We start from the raw sequence: 20,526 nt of genomic DNA, 5'->3' as shown, positions 1-20,526 counted from the left end.
AGTTGCCACATGCACCCCGTGCTGACGCCGCGCTATTGCGGCAGTAGATACGGCAACACATAACCAAGCGCCATGGTCAAAATGAGAAACAGGCTGAGAATGATCAGCACGACCTGGCGCCAATCACGTTTGGGGGTGTTGTTTGATTTTCGAGTCATTCTTCGCTAATCCTCCTGGATTGATGATATGGTCGGCATTATACCATTGCCGCGGCGAATTTTCAAGCTACTTTCCATCTACCTTCAAGTCGCCCACGCGGGCAGGCGCAAGGCGCTCTTGGGATTTTTCCCTTCCAACAGGTGTTTGACAAAATTGACACCCTCTCCTATAATCGTGCCCAATCTTCATTCCCGCGCAAGGCAGCATCGCTTTTGTTTTTTCTGTCGTTAGCCATAGGATTTTGCGCATCGGCGCGTGGAGATGGCGCTAACGACTTGGATCAACTCCCCTGTCATTGGCCGTTATGCCTCGGCCTACCCATCGTCTAAGTGATTCCTGATACGTTGCCCGTTTTCTACGATAATATCGCCATTATCTGGGCAGGTGCCCACTAAATATGCCAGTTGAGTCAGTTGTAGTCAGGAGGAGAACGTATGTCCAAGCGAGTGTATAGTCTACTAGCCGTGCTGTTGATAGCCTCTGTGCTGTTGGCAGCCTGCGGCAGCGCTGCAACGCCAACCGCGGCGCCGGCCACCGCGGCCCCCAAAGCCACCGACGCCCCCAAAGCCACCGACGCCCCCAAAGCCACCGACGCCCCCAAACCTGCAGGCGGCATGATCAAGATTGCGACGCAGAGTCCGTTGAGCGGACCGCAGTCAGTGCTGGGTGTAGCGATCAAGAACGGCGCGCAGTTGGCGTTGGAGCAGTTGGGCGGATCCCTGAAGGGGATGGGCTTCGAGGTGCAGTTGGTGCCGTTCGACGACCAGGCCACACCGGATACGGGCGTAGCCAATGCCAAGAACATCGTGGCCGACCCGGACATCCTGTGCGTGGTGGGACACCTGAACTCAGGCGTTGCGATTCCGAGTTCGGAAGAGTATCACACGGCACAGTTGGCCATGGTGAGTCCGGCCAACACGAACCCGAAGGTAACCGATCGTGGTTACGTCGAAGTGAACCGCATCGTCGGTCGTGACGACGTGCAGGGCGTGGTGGGCGAGCAGTTCGCACTCAACACCCTGAAGATCAAGACCGCCTACATCATACATGACAAGACGGCCTACGGCCAGGGCGTGGCGGAGTTCTTCCGCCAGGCCGCGGAGAAGGACGGCATCAAGGTGCTGGGCTTCGAGGGCACGGAAGAACAGGCGAACTTCGACAGCCTGATTACCCTGATCGGCCAATGCACCCGACCTGGTCTACTTTGGCGGTCTCTATCCGCAAGCCGGTATCTTCTTCAAGCAGTCACGAGACAAGGGTGTCAAGTCGGTGTTCATGGGACCTGACGGCATGGACAGTTCCGAACTGGTCAACCTGGGCGGCGAGTCGGTGGTGGGCATGTACTACAGCACCGTTGCCGGCCCGGCCAATGTCTATCCGGCCACGGCCAAGTTCATTGCCGACTACAAGGCCAAGTTTAGCGCCAACCCCGAACCCTTCAGCGCCCAGGCCTACGACTCGATGGGCATCTGCCTCAAGGGCATTGAGACAGCCGCGGCCACGGGCAAACCAACCCGCGCCAGTGTGACCGCCGCCGTGCGCGCCACGGCCGGTTTCAAGGGCATCACCGGCGACCTGAGCTTCAACAGCCTGGGCGACCTGGCTTCGGCCAAGTACTTCGTCATCCAGGTCAAGTCGTCCGATGCGGCCAAGTGGGGCGATAACGCCGTCGCACAGACGCTGGACATCGCACCGCCGGGTGCTGCACCCGCGGCGCCTAAGCTGAGCGGCATGGTCAAGGTTGCGACGCAGAGTCCGTTGAGCGGGCCGCAGTCAGTGCTGGGTGTGGCGATCAAGAACGGCGCGCAGTTGGCGCTGGAGCAGTTAGGCGGATCCCTGAAGGGGATGGGCTTCGAGGTGCAGTTGGTGCCCTTCGACGACCAGGCGACGCCAGACACGGGCGTTGCCAATGCCAAGAACATCGTGGCCGACCCTGACATCCTGTGCGTGGTGGGTCACCTGAACTCAGGCGTTGCCATTCCAAGTTCCGAGGAGTATCACACCGCACAGTTAGCGATGGTGAGTCCGGCCAACACGAACCCGAAGGTGACGGATCGTGGTTACGTCGAAGTGAACCGCATCGTCGGTCGTGACGACGTGCAGGGCGTGGTGGGCGAGCAGTTCGCACTCAACACCCTGAAGATCAAGACCGCCTACATCATACATGACAAGACGGCCTACGGCCAGGGCGTGGCGGAGTTCTTCCGCCAGGCCGCGGAGAAGGACGGCATCAAGGTGCTGGGCTTCGAGGGCACGGAAGAACAGGCGAACTTCGACAGCCTGATTACCCCGATCGTGGCCAATGCACCCGACCTGGTCTACTTTGGCGGTCTCTATCCGCAAGCCGGTATCTTCTTCAAGCAGTCACGGGACAAGGGCGTCAAGTCGGTGTTCATGGGACCTGACGGCATGGACAGTTCCGAACTGGTCAACCTGGGCGGCGAGTCGGTGGTGGGCATGTACTACAGCACCGTTGCCGGCCCGGCCAATGTCTACCCGGCCACGGCCAAGTTCATTGCCGACTACAAGGCCAAGTTTAGCGCCAACCCCGAACCCTTCAGCGCCCAGGCCTACGACTCGATGGGCATCTGCCTCAAGAGTATCGAAACCGCCGCGACTGCGGCTAAGGCCAAGCCCACCCGCGCCAATGTGACCGCGGCCGTGCGTGCGACCGCCGGTTTCAAGGGCATCACCGGCGACCTGAGCTTCAATAACCTGGGCGATCTGGCTTCGGCCAAGTACTTCGTCATCCAGGTCAAGTCGTCCGATGCGGCCAAGTGGGGCGATAACACCGTCGCACAGACGCTGGACATCGCACCGCCCGCCAAGTAAGTCTGACAGCCTGCGGGGCCGGGAGGCCGAGTTGCAAGTTTGTACGCAACCGGCAACCCGGCTTCCGCCCTATGACCATCGTGAGCCGACCGTTACGCTCGGATGGCGTTGCGCAAACGCTCGTCTAGGGCCTCTCGCCAGCATGCTGGCGAGAGGCTAACCACTCTTTCAGAAAAGGATGCGCCCATGCAACGATTGCTCCAAAACACGACGTTGCGCGAAATCCTGCGCCCCCTCGGCCAAATGCTGGTCTTCGTGCTCGGCACTAGCCTTGTCGTCTCTCTGTTTGTCGTGTCGGTCGCGTTTCTCCTCAGGGGAACGCGCCCTGACCAGGACATCCTGCAGCTCACTCTCTTGATTCTTCCCCAAGTCATCCTGGACGGCGTCGTGCTCGGCTTTGTGTACGCCACCATTGCCCTGGGTTACACGATGGTGTACGGTGTTCTCGAATTCATCAACTTTGCACACGGCGAAATTTTTATGTTCGGCGCCTTTGCAGGGGTGGAATTTTTATTGTTTCTCAAGGGCCGTGGCGCCTTACAGGGTGCTCCCGTGCTGACCAGCTACGCCTTTGTCATTGTGGCCATCGTGCTGGGCATGGTGATAGCCGGGCTGCTGGCGGTGAGTATCGAGCGTGTGGCCTACCGACCGCTGCGCAACGCCCCGCGCCTGGTGCCGCTCATTTCGGCCATCGGTGTCAGTTTCTTCCTGCAGGACGCCATGCGCTTCATCCAAAGCATCACCAGTGGTCAGTTCTATCGCTCGTTTCCCACCTTTGGCAATTTCGACACGCGTATCAAGCTGTTTTCGGTGCCCCTGGGTGAGCGCGCCATCATCATGGACGTGCAGATCAAATCGGTCATTGTGATCGTTGTGGCGCTGCTGATGCTGATTGGCCTCAATTACCTGGTCAACGCGACCAAGGTGGGCAAGGCCATCCGCGCGGTGGCGCAAGATCAGCGCACGGCCAGCCTGATGGGCATCAACGTCAACGCCATCATCGCCTTGACCTTTCTCATCGGCGGTGCGCTGGGCGGGGCCGCGGGCGTGCTCTTTGCTCTCAAGTTTACGCGTATTGATCCTTTCGTCGGCTTCTTCCCCGGTCTCAAGGCCTTCACGGCCGCAGTGCTCGGCGGCATCGGCAACATCACCGGCGCCATGCTCGGCGGTATCGTGCTCGGCATGCTCGAATCGGTCAGCGCTTCGTACCTTTCTATCTTCACCAAGGGCGCGTTTGGCGCTGAGTATAAAGACATTGTCGCCTTCGGCATTCTCATTATCATTCTCATCTTCCGGCCCTCCGGCCTCCTGGGTGAGCAAGTGGCGCAGAAGGCCTGAGCAAGGAGGAAATACGTATGACAAACGCACAGCAAACGTCACCGTCGCCCTTCGCCTTTCTGAGACGCGGTCCCGTGGCGTTGATCCTGACGGTCGTCTACATTGCCGTGGTCACATTCTTCCTCCTGCAAAACCCGCGTGCGCTCCTCTGGCGCCTGCTCTTCATGGCGTCTGTGATCTTCATCTTCTCCCTGCCCAACGGTCAGCGCACCAAGCTCACATTGGCGGGCGTTCTGCTCTTTCTGCTCGTACCCCTGGTGGGATCGGGTAACCCCTTCCTGCTTGAAATTGGCTTTCAGGTCTGCGTGTTTGCCGCCCTGGCCCTGGGCCTCAACATCGTGGTGGGCTTTGCCGGTCTGCTCGACCTGGGGTACGTCGCGTTCTATGCGGTCGGCGCCTATTCCTGGGCCATTTTCGGCTCGCAGCAGCTCTGGCACCTCCACGAGGTGGCCGGCACGGCCGCCACCCAGACCGGTTTTCCGCTGAACGGTAATCTGTTCTGGCTCTTTGTCTTCGGCGGCATTGGCCTGGCCGCCATAGCCGGCATCATGCTCGGTCTGCCGGTGCTGCGCCTGCGCGGCGATTACCTTGCCATCGTGACCCTCGGCTTCGGTGAAGTGATTCGCGTCCTGGCCAATAACCTGGACAAACCGATCAATCTGACCAATGGCCCGCAAGGCATCACCCCGGTGCAACGCCCACCGCTGCCCGAATTCTTCTTGAATGGCCCGATCAGCCACCTCCTGTCTGGTCTGGTGGGGCGCGAGGTGACACGCGGGGACATGTACAGCCTGTTCTTCTATTTCCTGGCCGTGGTCGTCCTGATCATCGTCATCATCGTGGCCCGTCGCCTGGAAGATTCTAAACTTGGCCGCGCGTGGACGGCCGTGCGTGAGGATGAAGTCGCTGCCATCGCCATGGGCATCCCGCTGACCCGCACCAAGCTGACCGCCTTCGCCACTGGCGCCGCGTTTGCCGGCGCCATGGGCGTGATCTACGCGGCCAATCGCACATTCGTCAGCCCGGAAACCTTCTCCCTGCTGCAATCCATCACCATCCTGGTCATGGTCATCCTGGGCGGCCTGGGCAGTATTCCGGGCGTGGTGCTCGGCGCGTCCCTGGTCGTGCTGCTCAACATTGATTTTCTACAGACGCTGTCCCTGGAACTAAGCCGTCTGCGCCAGGGCGCCGGCGTCATTCCGCTGATTGGCCTGCCCTGGGCGCAGTTGCCGAGTCAACTCGATCCGGCACGCTACCAGAAGCTGGTCTTTGGCATCATCCTCATCTTGATGATGATCTTCCGCCCCGCCGGCATCCTGCCATCGAAGCGCCGCAGCATGGAGCTGAAGGAGCATGGAGACGGCGACGCAGGCCCGGTGTTGGACCTGGATGAATCGGCCCCACTGGCAGACGCAGCCGCGTAAAGGAGGATGCAGGTGGCCTTACTGGAAGCTCAACACATCACCAAGCGCTTTGGTGGCCTCGTGGCCGTGGATGGCGTGGATTTCAAGATCGAACAGGGCGCGATTGCCAGTATCATTGGCCCCAACGGAGCCGGCAAAACAACCTTTTTCAACATCATGACCGGTATCTACAAACCGGACGAAGGCCAGTTCATCTTCGACGGTCATGCCCTCAGCGGCAAGCGCCCCGATCAGATTACAGAAATCGGCATCTGCCGCACGTTTCAGAACATCCGCCTCTTTCACAACATGACGGTGATCGAAAATCTGCTGGTTGGCATGCACACCCGCCTGCGCAGCACGGCCTTCGGCGCCGTTTTGCGCAGCGGCTCATTCAAGAAACAGGAAGCCGCCGCCACCGAGAAGGCGCGAGATCTCCTGGGCTTCGTAGGTCTCAAAGGCGTTGGCGATGAACTGGCCAAGAATCTACCCTATGGCGCCCAACGCCGCATCGAGATTGCCCGGGCCCTGGCCGCCGAGCCAAAGCTGATCCTGTTGGACGAACCAACGGCCGGCATGAACCCCAGTGAGTCAGAGGCGGCCATGGGCCTCTTTCGGCGCCTGCGCGATGAACTGGGCATCACCGTCCTCTTGATCGAGCATGATATGCGCGTCGTCATGGGCATTTCTGAATATATCACCGTGCTGCACTACGGACAGAAGATTGCCGAAGGCGACCCTGGCGCCGTGCGCAAGAACCCCCAGGTGATCGAAGCCTACCTGGGACGCCAGGCGCAGGAGGAATTGATGAACGCCGTGCGGCCTGGCACGCCTGCGCCCGCGGTCGGAGGTGCAGCATGAGCGATCCTATTCTGGTGTTGCAAGACCTGCACACCTACTACGGCCAGATTCATGCCCTCAAAGGCATCTCGATGACCGTCAACAAGGGTGAGATCGTCACCCTGATCGGCGCCAACGGCGCGGGTAAGACCACCACCCTGCGCGCCATCTCCGGCCTGGTGCGCCCGCGTCACGGCGATGTCAAGCTGAACGGGAGTTCCCTGGCCGCCGTGCCGCCGCACAAAATTGTGGCGACCGGTATCAGTCATGTGCCGGAGGGCCGCGGCATCTTCCCCAAGCTGACGGTCAGGGAAAACCTGGAGATGGGCGCCTTCCTGCTCAACGATCTCAAGGAGATCAAGCGCCGGCTGGATCACGTCTTCGTCAGCTTCCCGCGGCTGCGTGAGCGCATCAACCAGAAGGGCGGCACCCTTTCCGGCGGCGAACAGCAGATGTTGGCCATCGGCCGCGGCCTGATGGGCAATCCGCACATCCTGCTGCTGGACGAGCCTTCGATGGGGCTGGCTCCCATCCTGGTTGAGGAGATTTTCCGCATCATCGTGGAAATCAACGGTCTAGGTACCAGCATCTTGTTGGTGGAACAGAACGCACGCATGGCGCTTTCCATTGCGCATCGCGGGTACGTGATGGAAACGGGCCATATCGTGCTGGAAGGGGACGCCGATAAGCTGTTACACGACCCCCAGGTTGCCCAGGCTTACCTGGGCGGATGATCCATTGACCCGATAGCGGCGGGCGCATGCCCGTGCTCTGACCCTGTCGCCCCCGTGTCGAATATCTTGATCTGCTAAGAGGAGAAGATCGTATGCGTACAGTGAGTACAGTAAGAACGATTAGTCTGTTGGTTATCGTGATGTTGCTGGCGACCCTGTTGGCCGCCTGTAGCGGCGCTGCCACCCCCACCAAGGCGCCTGAGCCGACCAAACCCCCCGAACCGACCGCTGTCCCCGTGGAGCTGATGAAGGTATCAGCCGCGGACTGCGCCTATGGCGGCGCGTTCAAGAGCATCGAGGCGCTGGACGCCAACACCGTCAAGTTCACCCTGTGCGCGCCTGACGTGGCGTTCCCATCCAAGGTTGCCTTCAGCGCGTTTGCCATCCATTCTTCGGATTACCTGGAGAAGACCGGCGGCACCGGCGATCTGCTGGACAAGCCGGTTGGCACCGGCCCCTATATGCTGGACAAGTGGCAGAAGGGCGACAGCGTCATCATGAAGGCCAACCCCAACTACTGGGGCGACAAGGCGCAGTCACCGACGCTGGTGTTCCGCTGGCAGAAGGAAGCGGCCGCCCGTTTGCTGGAGCTGCAGTCCGGCACCACCGACGGCATTGACAACCCTGGCCCGGACGATTTCAAGGTAATCGAGGGCGACAGCGCACTCAAGCTGTACCCACGCGAAGCCTTGAACGTCTTCTATCTCGGTTTCAGCAACCTGGTCAAGCCGTTCGACAATGAAATGGTGCGCCAGGCTATCGCGATGGGCATTGACCGCCAGCGCATCGTGGACAACTTCTATCCGGTGGGATCGGTTGTCGCCAGCCACTTCACGCCGTGCGCCATCCCTGGTGGCTGCGATGGCGAGGAGTGGTACAAGTTCGATGCCGCCGCGGCCAAGAAGATGTTGGCCGATGCCGGCTTCCCCAACGGCTTCGAGACCGAACTGTCCTTCCGCGATGTCGTGCGCGGCTATCTGCCGCAGCCGGCCCTCGTGGCCCAGGACCTCCAGGCGCAGTTGAAGGCTAATCTCGGCGTCACGGTCAAGATCAACGTCATGGAGTCCGGCGCTTTCCTCGACACGGCCAAGACCGGAACCCTGCCGATGTATCTGCTGGGTTGGGGCGCTGACTACCCCGATCAGACCAACTTCCTGGACTATCACTTTGGCAAGGGCGCCAGCCAGCAGTTCGGCACTGGTTTCACCGATGTCCATGACGCCCTCAGCCGTGCGGCATCGCTGTCCGACCAGGCGGAGCGCAACAAGATCTACGCCGATGCCAATGGCCTGATCAAGAAGCACGTTCCCATGATCCCGGTCGCCCATGGCGGCTCGGGCACCGCGTTCCGCGCAGACGTGACCGGCGCCCATTCCAGCCCGCTGGGCAATGAGCACTTCGCCAGCATGAAGGCCGGCAGCCGTGAGCAGTTGGTGTGGATGCAGAACGCAGAACCGATCAGCCTCTACTGCGCCGATGAAGAAGATGGCGAGTCGCTGCGCGTGTGCGAGCAGATGACCGAATCGCTGTTGGCCTACAAGGTCGGCGGCACGGCCGTGGAGCCGTCGTTGGCCGAGAAGTACGAGGCCAACGCGGACCTGACCGAGTGGACCTTCCACCTGCGCCAGGGCGTCAAGTTCCATGACGGCAGCGCCTTCGACGCCAACGACGTGGTGGCGAGCTATGCCGTGCAGTGGGACGCCGCCAATCCGCTGCACAAGGGCCGCACCGGCACCTTCACCTACTTCAACGCCCTGTTCGGCGCCTTCCTCAACGCGCCGAAGTAAGCGTGAAGAGTACGCCGGGATCCGCAACAGGGCGGCGCCCGGTCTGAATGGAGAATGTTGTCTGTCATGTTGACCAGGCGCCCCCCTGCGGCGCCTGGTCAAATAGGGCGAACCCACCGTGTGGAGAGAAAGAGAGATAAAGAATGAATTCGCGCAAAATTGCTAGTCTGTCGCTTGTGGTCATCATCCTCGCAACCATGCTGGCAGCCTGCAGCAGCGCCGGAACTGCTGCCCCAACGGCTGCGCCGGAGACGAGGCCATTTGTCATTGCGAGCGACGCCTCCTTCCCGCCGATGGAGTACGTGGACGAGAGCAAGGCCATCGTCGGCTTCGATGTGGACATGATGAACGCCATTGCCGCGGCGATGGGGTTCAAGGTGGAGTATAAGAACACCGCGTGGGACGGCATCTTCGCCGGGCTGGAAGGGGCGGCGTATGACGCCATTCTGTCGGCCGTCACCATCACGGACGAGCGCAAGGAGAAGTACGACTTCAGCGATCCATACGTCAACGCCGGCCAGATCGTGGTCGTGCGCGCCGAGGAAACCGCCATCACCGGCGACAAGTCGTTGAGCGGCAAGGTGGTTGGCGCGCAGATTGGCACGACCGGCGCCTTTGCCGTGCAAAAGATCGCGGGCGCCACGCTCAAGGAGTACGACTCGATTGACCTGGCCCTGCTCGATCTGCTCAACAAGAACGTGGATGCCGTAGTGGTTGACACGCCGGTGGCGGCCAACTATGTCCTGGCGTCTGAAAACTTCAAGGGCAAGCTCAAGACCGTGGGCGCCTCGTTTACCGAGGAGTACTACGGCGTAGTGGCGCGCAAGGGTGACCCGACCGGCTTCCTGCCCAAGTTCAACGAGGGCTTGAAGAAGATCAAGGCCGATGGCACCTATGACAAAATCTATGCCAAGTGGATTGGCGCCAGCCCGGCGAAGTAGGATCTGCGCAGGCCGCCGAATGAATTCGGGCCGAAAGGGCGTGCCGCCGCAAGGTCGGCCTGCGCCGACCGGCATTGCGTCCACGCAGGTGGACGCCCGGCGGTACGCCCATCAGGCGCGATTTCAATCGCTCGCCTGCGCCGACCGGCATTGCGTCCACGCAGGTGGACGCCCGGCGGTACGCCCATCAGGCGCGATTTCAATCGCTCTGCTCTGTGATCTCTGTGGCCTGACAAATGTTGCCGTCAAGACCCCGTCTCAAGGTTGATCCATGTTTCGTTACATAACCCAACGCCTCGCGGCCTCTATTCCGGTCCTGGTCGGTATTCTCTTTGTCACCTTCACCCTGGCCCGTGTTTTGCCAGGCGACCCTTGCCGGGCCGCGTTGGGCGAGCGCGCCACCGACGAGCTGTGCGATGCCTACATCAAGCGCTTCGGCCTCGACCGGCCGATCATTTCGCAGTTTGGCATCTACATGAACGACATGGCGCATGGCAATTTTGGCCGCTCCTTCCGCTACGGCCGCCCGGTGCTGGATTTGATGATCGAACGTCTGCCGGTGACATTGGAATTGACCCTGGCCGCGTTGACCCTCTCCTCTGTCTTGGGTGTCCTGGCCGGCGTACTCTCCGCGTACCGGCGCAATTCGCCGATTGATGTGGGCACCATGCTCATGGCCAACGTGGGCGTTTCGATGCCGGTCTTCTGGTTGGGCTTGATGCTGGCCTATGTCTTTGCCTTACTGCTCAAAGATACTCCCTTCTGGCTGGCCCCATCCGGGCGCAATACGCCGGGCCTGACCATCCCTTCCCTGGTCGAAGCCTGGAATGTCTCGGCTACGCAAGGCACAGGCTATTCGATCCTGATGTTCTTATCCAATCTGCATCTCTTCAATGCATTCGTCACCGGCAACTGGGCATTTTTCTGGGACACGATCAAACATCTCATCTTGCCGGCCGCGGCGTTATGCACGATTCCCATGTCCATCATTGCGCGCATGACCCGCTCCAGTTTGTTGGAGGTTCTGGGCCAGGATTACATCCGCACGGCACGGGCCAAGGGCTTGCGCGATGTCGTCGTGGTCTACCGTCACGCCATGCGCAATGCCCTGCTGCCGGTTGTGACCGTCATCGGACTCTCGTTGGGTAGCCTGCTCGGCGGCGCCGTCTTGACGGAGACGATCTTCAATTTTGCCGGTATGGGGCGCCTGCTCTTCGACGCCATCCAGGCCCGTGATTACACCATCGTGCAATCGGTAACGCTGGTGGTGGCCGTTGTCTTTGTGGTGGTCAACCTGATTGTAGATTTGACCTACGCCTTCCTGGATCCCCGTATCCGCCTCAGTTAGACGAGAATGGCATGAGCATACCTACCGTCACCCAACAAATACTGGCTCGTCCACCCCGCAGCCCCTGGCAGGACGCTCTCTATACCCTCCTACGCACCAAGTCGGCCATCCTGGGCATGGTCATTTTGGGCGTCTTGATTCTGACGGCCATTTTTGCCCCGCTCATTGCGCCCTATGACCCTGACCAGGTTCTGATTGGCATCGAGAACATCAAGATGCGCTCGGGCCCGTGTATTCACCTCCTGGGATGTGCGCCCGAAACTCCGCAGCACATCCTGGGCGTGGATGGCAATGTGCGTGACCTGTTTAGCCGCATGGTCTTTGGCGCGCGTGTCTCGTTGCTGATCGGTCTGAGCACTGTCGGCTTCGCCATCATCATCGGCACCCTCCTGGGCGCCATCGCCGGCTATGCCGGGGGCTGGGCCGACAACCTCATCATGCGCTTGATGGACGTGCTGTTGGCGTTTCCGGCCCTGCTCCTGGCGATTGCCATCGTCACGGTGCTGGGTGAGGGGCTGACCAACGCGCTGCTTGCCATCGGCATCGTTTCCATTCCCACCTACGCGCGCGTCAGCCGGGCCAGTGTCCTGGCGATCAAGGAGCTTGATTTCGTCAACGCCACACGTTCCGTTGGCGCCACGCCCAACCGCATCCTGTTTCGCAGCATTCTGCCCCACGTCCTCACCCCGCTCATCGTCCAGGGCACCCTGGGCATTGCCACGGCCATCCTCGATGCCGCAGCGCTCTCGTTTCTCGGCTTGGGCGCGCAGCCGCCGATGGCGGAGTGGGGTTCGATGTTAGGCGCCGAACGCAACCAGGTCTTTACCTCGCCGCACCTGGTCTTCTTCCCCGGCCTGGCGATCATGCTGACCGTGCTCGGCTTCAACCTGCTCGGTGATGGCTTACGCGACGCGCTTGACCCGCGCCTGCACAAGGCGTAGACAATCATAAACAAGGAGTTACGAACTTCCATGCTGCAAGAACGTTTTGGTGATGTCACCTTCAAAGGCAAACCGCTGACCGTCTTCGGTGTGGCCCTGCTGCCCGGCGACATGGCCACCGAGGTGACTCTCAACGACAAGGGCTTCGACGGACGCAAGCCGCTGTTGGCCTCCACCGCAGGCAAAATCCGCCTGATCAACGTCGTGCCCTCCCTGAACACCGGCATCTGCGATGCGCAGACGCGGCGCTTCAACCAGGAAGCATCCACCTTCGGTGACAAGGTCGTGGTGGTCACGGTCAGCGTTGATTTGTCATTTGCACAGGTGGAATGGTGCGCCGCCAAAGGCGTGGATCGGGTGCTGATGTTCTCCGATCACTATGACATGGCCTTTGGCGACGCCTATGGCACGCACATCAAAGAGCTACGCATCGAGCAGCGCGCCATCTTCGTGGTAGATGAGGAGGATGTTGTGCGTTATGTCGAATACGTGCCGGAGATCTCCCAGCATCCCGCTTACGAGGCGGCGCTGGCGGCTGTGCGCGAGTTGATGTAGGAACGCCGTAGGGGCGTGGCCTTGGGGGTGTGGTCTTGTGCCCGCCCGCGGGAGCGCCGCTGCTGATTATTTGAGGAGGTATCTATGAGTGCAACCGCTCCCTCGTTGGGACCTGGCCCGCGTGCCGTTGATACACGGGGTCGCCTGGCGGGCATTGACCGCTGGTGGCTGCTGGTGCTGGCGGTACTGGCCCTGATCGTCTTCATGATCGTCTTCGTGGCCAAGCCCTACGCCGAAATCTGGAGTTTCATTCAAGACGGCATCGCCGTCACGCTGCGCATCTCGATTACATCCTTCTTCACAATTCTCGTCGTCGGCATGTTGGGCGGCCTGGGGCGCATCTCCGGCAATCGCATCGTGCGCGGCGTCTCCTCGTTGTATGTCGAAGTGGTGCGCGGCATCCCTCTCCTGGTGTGGTTGCTCTACATCTGGTTTGCCCTGCCGCAGGTGCTGCAGGTGCTGGGTAAAGCGTTGCAGCCGATCATTCCGGCCGCCGGCAATTTCATCAGCACCTTGCGCATAGACCCCTTCGTCGCGGCCGTGATTGGCTTCACCGTCTGCTATGGCGCCTACATGACCGAGATCTTCCGCGCCGGCATCGAGTCCATTTCCAAGGGGCAGATGGAAGCCGCACGCTCGTTAGGTATGAGCTACGCCCAGGCCATGCGCTACATTATCTTACCGCAGGCCATCCGTGTCATCCTGCCGCCGGTGGGCAACGAATTTGTGACGCTGCTCAAGGACTCGTCGCTGGTGTCGGTGTTGGCCGTCTCGGACCTGACCCGCCGCGGGCGCGAGTATGTCTCGCGCTCCTTCCTGAGCTTCGAGACCTTCACCATGATTGCGCTGATCTATCTGTTGATGACCTTGATCTTTACGCGCCTGGCGCGCTGGCTCGAGCAACGCTTGACCGTTGGGCACCGCTAATGGCATTTGCGCTGAGGAGTTGAACCATCATGAACGACACAATCATCGAAGTGCGTCATGCACAAAAATACTTTGGCCGGGTACACGCCCTGAACGACGTCAGCCTGACGGTGCGGCCGCGCGAGGTTGTCATCATCATCGGGCCAAGCGGGTCGGGCAAATCCACCCTGCTGCGCAGCATCAACCATCTGGAGACGCTGACCTCCGGTGAGATCTACATTGACAAGATGCTGGTGACCGATCCGAAGGTCAACATCAACACCGTCCGTGCGGAAGTCGGCATGGTGTTTCAGCAGTTCAACCTGTTCCCGCACATGACCGCGCTGGAGAACATCAGCCTGGCGCAGCGTGTGGTGCGCCAACGCTCCCAGGCCGAGGCAGAAAAGGTCGCGCGTGATCTGCTGGACAAAGTAGGCATTCCTGAGAAGGCCGACAGCTACCCCAGCCAACTTTCCGGCGGACAGCAGCAGCGCGTCGCCATTGCCCGTGCCCTCGCCATGAACCCCAAGATCATGCTGTTCGACGAGCCAACCTCCGCGCTCGACCCGGAGATGATCACCGAAGTCCTGGACGTGATGCAGGACCTGGCCCGTGATGGCATGACCATGCTCGTGGTATCGCATGAGATGGGCTTTGCCCGCGCCGCCGCCACGCGCATTCTCTTCATGGACGCCGGTCAACTGCTGGAAGACACCACGCCCGAATTACTCTACAGCAACCCACAGCACGAGCGCACCAAGCAGTTCCTGAGCAAAATTCTCCACTAACGCCCCCCCCCCCCTTGCGCAAGTCACGGCGTCGCGTGCCTCTGAGGTCGTCATCTTGCCGCGGCCCTGCGAGGGGGTGGCGGCGCCCTTCCCAACAAAAAGAGGGCTGGCAATCCGTTGCCAGCCCTCTTCTTGCTGATTGGCGGTATCGGTTCCGATGTTACCGCTGCGTCGCAGCCCGCAGGCGCCAGGTCAGGGCGGCGGCGAGCAAGATGGCCAGGGCCAATGCCAGGAAGGCGCTCCACGGCGCGGGCAGAGGGGTAGCCTGTGCATTGACCAGGGTCAGGGCGGTGGGCCCCTGTACCGTGACCGTCGCGGTATCGCTGGCCTCCACGCCTCCGACGCCCGCATTGCTGGCCGTCCAGGTGGCGCTGTTCACCGTAGTTGCGTTGATGGTCGCCGCCTCGGTAATGAACGCGCTGGCGCCGGGCGTCAGGCTGTAGGCGAAGTTGTTCAGCAGCGTGCCCAGGTGATCGTCCACCAGCGTATGCGTACCCAACGTCTCCGAACCGGTGTTGGTGACGGTGTAGCAGTAGACGACGGTAGTGCCCGCGGCGACAGTAACCTCGTTGGTGAGCGCGCACGCGTTGGGATCGAGGCCAACGGTTTTGTCCAGGCTGATGCTGGCGGAGGGCGAAACCACGTACTCGATGTACTGGCTGCTCACGCCGCTGATCTCCGTGGCAACCAGGACATTGGCGCGGCTGATCTCATGGACCCCGCTGGCATTGGAGGTCAGGATGTTGCCATTGCCCAGCTCATAGGCGCCGCGGTTGCCTGTCACGATGGTGTAGGTGGCGACAGCAGCGCCGGCGGCCGTGTATTCCTGCACGCCTGAGTTGGGTGTGCTGAAGTTGGCGATCAGGATGTTGCTGTTGGCCGCTTCGACCATTTGCTGCGCGAAGGCGATGGCCGTGATCAGATTGTCCAGGTACGCCCCGCTGGTGTCGTAGCGATGCACGTTGTCGCTCGTGGAGGCATCAACCAGGACGTCGCTGGTCCGGTGCAGGATGGCAAAGGGGCTGCTGAGACCGCCAGAGCCGGCCGCGATGAAGTTGCCCAGGTAGTTGCCGGAGGTATCGAATTCGGCGATGGCGTTGGCGTTGCCGCTGCTGCCCACGGTGACCAGCAGATTACCGTTGGGGCGCAGGGCCATGCCGCGGATATTGTCCAGGATGGCGGTGTTGACGCCCCCGGCCGGCGCAAACAGGCCGATGTAGTTGCCGTCGAAGTCGTACTGATAAACGCCATCGGTGATTTGATCGGCCACCAGGATGCTCTGACCGTCCGCGCTGAGCATGGCATGCTTGGGCGTGCTGAGATGGGCCGTGTCCGCGGGAATGAAGTCAGCATCCACCAGGTCGCCGTTGGCCGGGTCGAAGGCCATGACGCGCTTGTTGGTCGAATCAGGCGCCAGCAGGATGCCGGTCGAGCCAAGCAGTTGCAGGGCGCGGGCATGAGCGGCTTGATCGGGGACCGGTAGAGAACGCGGGGCCGGCGCACTCCAGCCGTTCATTTCAGCGTTGATCTCTGCCTCATCGCCAGGCGGCATGGCTGCGGCCAGGGTCGAGAAGGCGGTGAGGGATAGAATGAGCACAAGAGCCAGGGCGAGGGTGAGGGAACGGAACAACTTGGTGGACATTGCGAACGACCTCCTGATGTGATAGATGTGATAAAAAGTGCATCTCGATGATGACGCCGCTGACACGGGTATGATGGTTACCTGTGTCAGCGGCGCCGATCTTGAACGATGTCCCGATCTCCCCGGGATGCGGCCACCATGCGCCGCATCCCAGTAGAGGCCCACAGGGCTGCTTTAGCAGCCGATGATCGTTTCGATGTTGAACAGGCGGTCGCCGGCGCCTACATGGTAGGCTGTGTCGGTGTCCGCGCCGCCGTCCAGGCGGTCAACCGCGCCGTCGCCGCTGCAGCCGCCGCCCGCGTAGAGGGTATCGTTACCCGCATCGCCGGTGATGGAATCCGCGCCGCCCTGACCGTTCAGCACGTCGCTGCCGGCGCCGCCGCGTATGATGTCTGCGCCAGACCCGGTGATCACCGTGTCGTTGCCATCGCCTGCGTAGACCGTGAGCGCAATGGGGGCGGCGAGGCTTACCGCGCTGATGAATTCATTGCCCGCATAGGTGTGAATGTTGATGCCGGTCACATCGCCGGTGGCGTAGGTGAAGGAGGGGTTGCCCAGCTTCACACGCACACCGTCGGCAATTTCCGCGGTAGAGACCGTCAGAACAGTGACCCTGTCCGCGAGCGCAGCGCCGCCATGCACGAACACCGGGCTGGCCGGCAGGTGATAGATGCCGTAGAAGACTGCGGTAGAGGGCGATTCACGCAGCTGCGCCAGCAGATAGTAGTCGAACCCAGGATCGGTGGTCGGGAAGTTGATTCCGGCTCCAAGCGGGAAGTTGTTTCCGTCTCCAATCGGGAAGTTGAACACACCGCTGCTGGTTGCGGAGACGAAGTCCACAAAGCCCAGACCCATGTCACCCACGCTGACAGTCGTATCCACTGAGCGGAACACCTTGAGGCGGTAAGTTACGCCAGGCGTGAAGCCGCTGTAGTTTACCGAGGCGACCGTGAAGCCGTTGGCCGTGAAGAAGGTCAACACCGGGCTACCGGGCACACTAGTCGGCGTCGGGGTGCGCGTCGGCGTGGCCGTGGGCGGCACTGGGGTCGCGGTCGGCGTTGGGGTGGCCGTGGGCGGCCCGGGGTGTCGGTCGGCGTCGGCGTATCCGTCGCCGGAACCGGCGTGTCGGTCGGGGTGGCCGTGGGCGGCACCGGGGTCGCGGTCGGCGTCGCGGTTGGCCCTACCGGCGTGTCGGTCGGCGTAGCCGTCGGCGGCAGCGGGGTGTTGGTCGGCGTAGCCGTCGGCGGCAGCGGCGTGTCGGTCGGCGTAGCCGTCGGGGTGTTGGTCGGCGTGGCTGTCGGCGGCACCGGGGTCGCGGTCGGCGTCGCGGTTGGCCCTACCGGCGTGGCGGTCGGCGTAGCCGTGGGACCCACCGGGGTGGCTGTCGGCGTAGCCGTCGGGGTGTCGGTCGGCGTGGCTGTCGGCGTGGCCGTCGGGGTGTTGGTCGGCGTGGCTGTCGGCGTGGCCGTCGGGGTGTCGGTCGGCGTGGCCGTCGGGGTGTCGGTCGGCGTGGCCGTCGGGGTGTCGGTCGGCGTGGCTGTCGGGGTGTTGGTCGGCGTGGCTGTCGGCGTGGCCGTCGGGGTGGCCGTCGGCGTGGCCGTCGGCGTGGCTGTCGGGGTGTTGGTCGGCGTGGCTGTCGGCGTGGCCGTCGGGGTGTCGGTCGGCGTGGCGGTCGGGGTCGCTGTCGGCGTGGCCGTGGAGACAACGGTCAACTCGTCCGCACCGATGTCGGGCGTCGTGCCGTTACGGGCCTCGCCGTCGTAGTCTGTGGTGACGCTGCCAATCGGCGTGCCGGCATTGCTGGCGGGCGACGACGCGCTGAGAAGGTGCAGGTCCAGGCTGGAGAGGAAGAGCGGATCGCCGCTGACAGAATTGGCATCCTTGCCGGTGGCGATTTTCCAGGAGGCCAGGTCCGGTTGTTCGGTGGTGCCGTCGTGTCCAAAGACGTTGGCGGTGCCGCCCGTGTTGTAGATGTCGTTGTAGTCCGCGGTCAGCGCCGTCAACACGCCGCTGGAGAACTGGATGGCATAGTGTTTGCCTGTGCCATCCGTGCGCGCATTGACCAGGATGTTGTTCTTGAAGTTCGTGATACTGTTGATGCTGCGGCGATAGGCGGCCGAGTTGGAGGCGCCGCTGACCGAACCGCCCAGGTAGACCGAGTTGTGATAAATGTCGTACTTCTCGGTCGTGGCGGTGAGATCGTAGATGCCGTACAGCGTCGTCGGCGTGGTGGGCGACAGCGAGATGAAGTTGTTGGCGATCGTTCCGACCGACGCCAGGGCGCTGCTGATGTCGTAGAGGTAGATGCCGTACACCGTGATTCCGGACGTGGCCAGGTCGTGAATGTAGTTCCCGCTGAAGGTGAAGCCAATGATGGACGTGGCATGCGGATAGAAGCCGTACACTGTGGTGGTCTGAGAGGTGACCTCAAAGATCTCGTTGCCGGTGCAGGCGTTGCCCGATGAGTTACCACCATCATTGATGCCGGCGGTCGAGAAATCGAAGATGCGATTGCCGGCCACGGTGTTGGCGGTGTTCTCCTTGCCGCTCGTCCCGAGGTTGTAGAAGATGTTGGCTGGCATAGTAGCGCCGCCGCGCAGGTCGTTGTTCTGCAGGAGGTTGCTGTTGTTGCCGGTGGCTGCCGTCGAGGTGGAGAAGAACACCACGCCGCTCGTGCTGCTGGTGACGACGCCCTGCACCACCGCGTTCTTGACCGTGTTGTTCGACGCGCCGTTGATGAAGCGAATGGTCGCGCCGCTGGTGCTGGTGTTTTCGATCGTCCAATCTTTGCCCGGAGGCGAATCCGCCGTGCTCAACCCGTCCAGGATCACGCCGTGGCGCCGTTCAGGTCGAAGATCGTCGTGGCGCTGGAGCCGCTGACCGTGGGCAAGACGCCGGGCGCGGGCTTGATCGTGATGGTGTTGACGGCGCTGCTGCCGGCGTTGGCGACGATCGTGATGGGGAACGTCTCGCTGGGATAGGTCGTGTCGCACAGCAGGTAGGTGGCCGGTCCGGTCAGGACGCCTGCGTTCAGCGCCGTGACGGCGGCGGTGATGGTGGCATACTCCGGCGTGGCACAGGTGGCGCCCACGTCGTAGGTGCCGCTGATGGATGCCAGGACGTTGTAGCTGTTGGGCACGGCGGGGGGCGTGATGACCGTGTTGACATCGGTGGCCACGACCCCGCTGGGATTGGAGCCGATGTTGGGAGTAGAGGCCGTGTCCTGGGCGATGACGTAGTAGTAGATGGTGTCGCCCGCGGCCACGCCACCCATATCGGCAGCGACGATGGTGAAGTCCCAGGCGCCGCTGGTGCCGCTGCCGCTGGTCAGAACGCCTTGCGAGGAGTACCACGTACCGCCCGCGCCCTTCTTGTAGTAGATGCGGGGCTGCAGCGCGCCAGAGGTGGGCACGCCCGTGACGTCGGTAATGGTCGCGGCCAGGATGCGGTCAGCCGTGGAGGCGGTGTTGCCCAGCGCGGTGTAGGCGATGGAGGGGGGAGAGATATCGCCCGCGGAGGTGAAATCGCCGGCGTCCGCGCCGATGTCGGTTGGGGTCAGGCTGGCGCGAGTCTGGCCGTCGTAGTCATCGGTGATCGAGGCGATCAGGAAGCCATTACCTTCGACGACCGTCGCCACCGAGGGGTTGATGTGCAGATCAGGCGCGGCGGCCGTGGGCGCCAGGTACTGCGGGTCGGACTCGAAGCTGTTGGCATCCTGCCCCACGGCAGCTTGCCAGGCGGCCAGGTTGGCCACGTCAAGGCTGTTGAAGTAGCCGAAGACGCCGCCGGCGCCATTGGCGAGATAGTCGTTGTTGTTGCTGGTGAGACCGGTGGGGTTGGGCGCGGTACCGCCGACGCGCACCGCGTAGTGCTTGCCGGTGGCGGCGCCGTTGCTGCGGCCGTTGTAGAAGATGTTGTCGCGGTAGTTGCGCGTGTTGGTGGTGATGGTGCTCTGGAAAGCGTAGGAGTTGGCCGTGCCGGCCGCCACGCCCGAGCCGCCGATGTAGACGCTGTTGTGGTAGAAGTTGTCGGTTCCGGCTACGACTTCCGCCATACCGTTGATCTGCGGGCTGTTGGCGGTCATATCGTTGCCCAGCGCGATCATGTTGTTCTGATAGGTCGTCGTACCGCCCTGCACGTTGACGCCGTTGACGGTGGCCGTGGCGCTGGAGCTTGGCGTGGACAGGTTGTAGATGAGAGTTGCGCTGCACGGTGTGCGCGGCGCTCGTCGGGGCCGTTGAACTGCAGACCGGTCACCCACACGGCCGCGGCGGCGTTGGTGTTGCTCAGCGAATGGACGGTGTTCTGCGCG

General features: G+C 62.0%; 18 protein-coding genes. 13 read left to right on the top strand and 5 right to left on the bottom strand.

Features of this window, described 5'->3' with window-relative positions; genetic code table 11:
* Window positions 1-32: 32 nt before the first annotated feature.
* Window positions 33-158 carry a hypothetical protein gene (locus IPF85_RS05760; RefSeq protein WP_343407116.1) on the bottom strand — a complete coding sequence of 42 codons (126 nt, stop codon included), beginning with the start codon at window positions 156-158 and terminating at the stop codon, window positions 33-35.
* A gap of 435 nt (window positions 159-593) precedes the next feature.
* Between IPF85_RS05760 and IPF85_RS05755 the strand changes: the two genes are divergently transcribed.
* From IPF85_RS05755 to IPF85_RS05695, 13 genes are all read left to right on the top strand, one after another.
* The gene (locus IPF85_RS05755) at window positions 594-1,445 is read left to right on the top strand and encodes a branched-chain amino acid ABC transporter substrate-binding protein (RefSeq protein ID WP_343407115.1); all 852 of its coding nucleotides are present in this window, start codon (window positions 594-596) and stop codon (window positions 1,443-1,445) included.
* On the top strand, window positions 1,354-2,991 hold the full coding sequence (locus tag IPF85_RS05750; protein ID WP_343407217.1) for a branched-chain amino acid ABC transporter substrate-binding protein: 1,638 nt from the start codon (window positions 1,354-1,356) through the stop codon (window positions 2,989-2,991). Before IPF85_RS05755 ends, IPF85_RS05750 begins: the two co-directional genes overlap by 92 nt.
* A 336-nt stretch (window positions 2,992-3,327) precedes the next feature.
* Window positions 3,328-4,329 carry a branched-chain amino acid ABC transporter permease gene (locus IPF85_RS05745; protein ID WP_343407216.1) on the top strand — a complete coding sequence of 334 codons (1,002 nt, stop codon included), beginning with the start codon at window positions 3,328-3,330 and terminating at the stop codon, window positions 4,327-4,329.
* Between the two features lie 17 nt (window positions 4,330-4,346).
* Window positions 4,347-5,753: a branched-chain amino acid ABC transporter permease gene (locus IPF85_RS05740; protein ID WP_343407114.1), complete on the top strand. Its 1,407-nt coding sequence runs from the start codon at window positions 4,347-4,349 to the stop codon at window positions 5,751-5,753.
* A gap of 12 nt (window positions 5,754-5,765) precedes the next feature.
* On the top strand, window positions 5,766-6,593 hold the full coding sequence (locus IPF85_RS05735) for an ABC transporter ATP-binding protein (protein WP_343407113.1): 828 nt from the start codon (window positions 5,766-5,768) through the stop codon (window positions 6,591-6,593).
* Window positions 6,590-7,306 carry an ABC transporter ATP-binding protein gene (locus IPF85_RS05730; RefSeq protein ID WP_343407112.1) on the top strand — a complete coding sequence of 239 codons (717 nt, stop codon included), beginning with the start codon at window positions 6,590-6,592 and terminating at the stop codon, window positions 7,304-7,306. The genes IPF85_RS05735 and IPF85_RS05730 overlap by 4 nt, the downstream gene beginning before the upstream one ends.
* Window positions 7,307-7,398: 92 nt before the next feature.
* Window positions 7,399-9,093: an ABC transporter substrate-binding protein gene (locus IPF85_RS05725; protein WP_343407111.1), complete on the top strand. Its 1,695-nt coding sequence runs from the start codon at window positions 7,399-7,401 to the stop codon at window positions 9,091-9,093.
* Window positions 9,094-9,236: 143 nt separating this feature from the next.
* On the top strand, window positions 9,237-10,034 hold the full coding sequence (locus IPF85_RS05720; RefSeq protein ID WP_343407110.1) for a basic amino acid ABC transporter substrate-binding protein: 798 nt from the start codon (window positions 9,237-9,239) through the stop codon (window positions 10,032-10,034).
* Between the two features lie 271 nt (window positions 10,035-10,305).
* Window positions 10,306-11,382 carry an ABC transporter permease gene (locus IPF85_RS05715; protein ID WP_343407109.1) on the top strand — a complete coding sequence of 359 codons (1,077 nt, stop codon included), beginning with the start codon at window positions 10,306-10,308 and terminating at the stop codon, window positions 11,380-11,382.
* 11 nt (window positions 11,383-11,393) lie between these two features.
* Window positions 11,394-12,323 carry an ABC transporter permease gene (locus IPF85_RS05710; RefSeq protein WP_343407108.1) on the top strand — a complete coding sequence of 310 codons (930 nt, stop codon included), beginning with the start codon at window positions 11,394-11,396 and terminating at the stop codon, window positions 12,321-12,323.
* Window positions 12,324-12,353: 30 nt separating this feature from the next.
* Window positions 12,354-12,878, top strand: coding sequence for a thiol peroxidase (gene tpx / locus IPF85_RS05705; protein WP_343407107.1), 525 nt, complete (start codon window positions 12,354-12,356; stop codon window positions 12,876-12,878).
* Window positions 12,879-12,962: 84 nt separating this feature from the next.
* On the top strand, window positions 12,963-13,805 hold the full coding sequence (locus IPF85_RS05700) for an amino acid ABC transporter permease (protein WP_343407106.1): 843 nt from the start codon (window positions 12,963-12,965) through the stop codon (window positions 13,803-13,805).
* A gap of 29 nt (window positions 13,806-13,834) precedes the next feature.
* Window positions 13,835-14,572, top strand: a complete 738-nt coding sequence (locus IPF85_RS05695) for an amino acid ABC transporter ATP-binding protein (RefSeq protein ID WP_343407105.1) — start codon at window positions 13,835-13,837, stop codon at window positions 14,570-14,572.
* 160 nt (window positions 14,573-14,732) lie between these two features.
* Here the strand turns inward: IPF85_RS05695 and IPF85_RS05690 are convergent, their stop codons facing one another.
* The 4 genes from IPF85_RS05690 to IPF85_RS05675 all read right to left on the bottom strand — a co-directional run bounded on the left by IPF85_RS05690 (window position 14,733) and on the right by IPF85_RS05675 (window position 20,475).
* A complete protein-coding gene (locus IPF85_RS05690) occupies window positions 14,733-16,214 on the bottom strand; it encodes a hypothetical protein (RefSeq protein WP_343407104.1) in 1,482 nt (493 codons plus the stop codon).
* A gap of 174 nt (window positions 16,215-16,388) precedes the next feature.
* The gene (locus tag IPF85_RS05685) at window positions 16,389-17,255 is read right to left on the bottom strand and encodes a calcium-binding protein (RefSeq protein WP_343407103.1); all 867 of its coding nucleotides are present in this window, start codon (window positions 17,253-17,255) and stop codon (window positions 16,389-16,391) included.
* The gene (locus tag IPF85_RS05680) at window positions 17,189-19,045 is read right to left on the bottom strand and encodes a choice-of-anchor Q domain-containing protein (protein ID WP_343407102.1); all 1,857 of its coding nucleotides are present in this window, start codon (window positions 19,043-19,045) and stop codon (window positions 17,189-17,191) included. The genes IPF85_RS05685 and IPF85_RS05680 overlap by 67 nt, the downstream gene beginning before the upstream one ends.
* On the bottom strand, window positions 19,042-20,475 hold the full coding sequence (locus IPF85_RS05675) for a hypothetical protein (protein ID WP_343407101.1): 1,434 nt from the start codon (window positions 20,473-20,475) through the stop codon (window positions 19,042-19,044). Before IPF85_RS05675 ends, IPF85_RS05680 begins: the two co-directional genes overlap by 4 nt.
* Between the last annotated feature and the right edge of the window lie 51 nt (window positions 20,476-20,526).

It is taken from the genome of Candidatus Amarolinea dominans, assembly GCF_016704685.1.
Taxonomy (GTDB): domain Bacteria; phylum Chloroflexota; class Anaerolineae; order SSC4; family Amarolineaceae; genus Amarolinea; species Amarolinea dominans.
Note: the sequence above shows the minus strand (reverse complement) of the source record. Positions and strands in the feature narration are given on the sequence as shown.

Bases quoted from the DNA above. Each gene is read 5' to 3' on its own strand.
- IPF85_RS05695 (WP_343407105.1), top strand. From the start codon at position 13,835: ATGAACGACACAATCATCGAAGTGCGTCATGCACAAAAATACTTTGGC.
- IPF85_RS05720 (WP_343407110.1), top strand. From the start codon at position 9,237: ATGAATTCGCGCAAAATTGCTAGTCTGTCGCTTGTGGTCATCATCCTC.
- tpx (WP_343407107.1), top strand. From the start codon at position 12,354: ATGCTGCAAGAACGTTTTGGTGATGTCACCTTCAAAGGCAAACCGCTG.
- IPF85_RS05760 (WP_343407116.1), bottom strand. From the start codon at position 158: ATGACTCGAAAATCAAACAACACCCCCAAACGTGATTGGCGCCAGGTC.
- IPF85_RS05710 (WP_343407108.1), top strand. From the start codon at position 11,394: ATGAGCATACCTACCGTCACCCAACAAATACTGGCTCGTCCACCCCGC.
- IPF85_RS05755 (WP_343407115.1), top strand. From the start codon at position 594: ATGTCCAAGCGAGTGTATAGTCTACTAGCCGTGCTGTTGATAGCCTCT.
- IPF85_RS05700 (WP_343407106.1), top strand. From the start codon at position 12,963: ATGAGTGCAACCGCTCCCTCGTTGGGACCTGGCCCGCGTGCCGTTGAT.
- IPF85_RS05715 (WP_343407109.1), top strand. From the start codon at position 10,306: ATGTTTCGTTACATAACCCAACGCCTCGCGGCCTCTATTCCGGTCCTG.
- IPF85_RS05730 (WP_343407112.1), top strand. From the start codon at position 6,590: ATGAGCGATCCTATTCTGGTGTTGCAAGACCTGCACACCTACTACGGC.
- IPF85_RS05740 (WP_343407114.1), top strand. From the start codon at position 4,347: ATGACAAACGCACAGCAAACGTCACCGTCGCCCTTCGCCTTTCTGAGA.
- IPF85_RS05690 (WP_343407104.1), bottom strand. From the start codon at position 16,214: ATGTCCACCAAGTTGTTCCGTTCCCTCACCCTCGCCCTGGCTCTTGTG.
- IPF85_RS05725 (WP_343407111.1), top strand. From the start codon at position 7,399: ATGCGTACAGTGAGTACAGTAAGAACGATTAGTCTGTTGGTTATCGTG.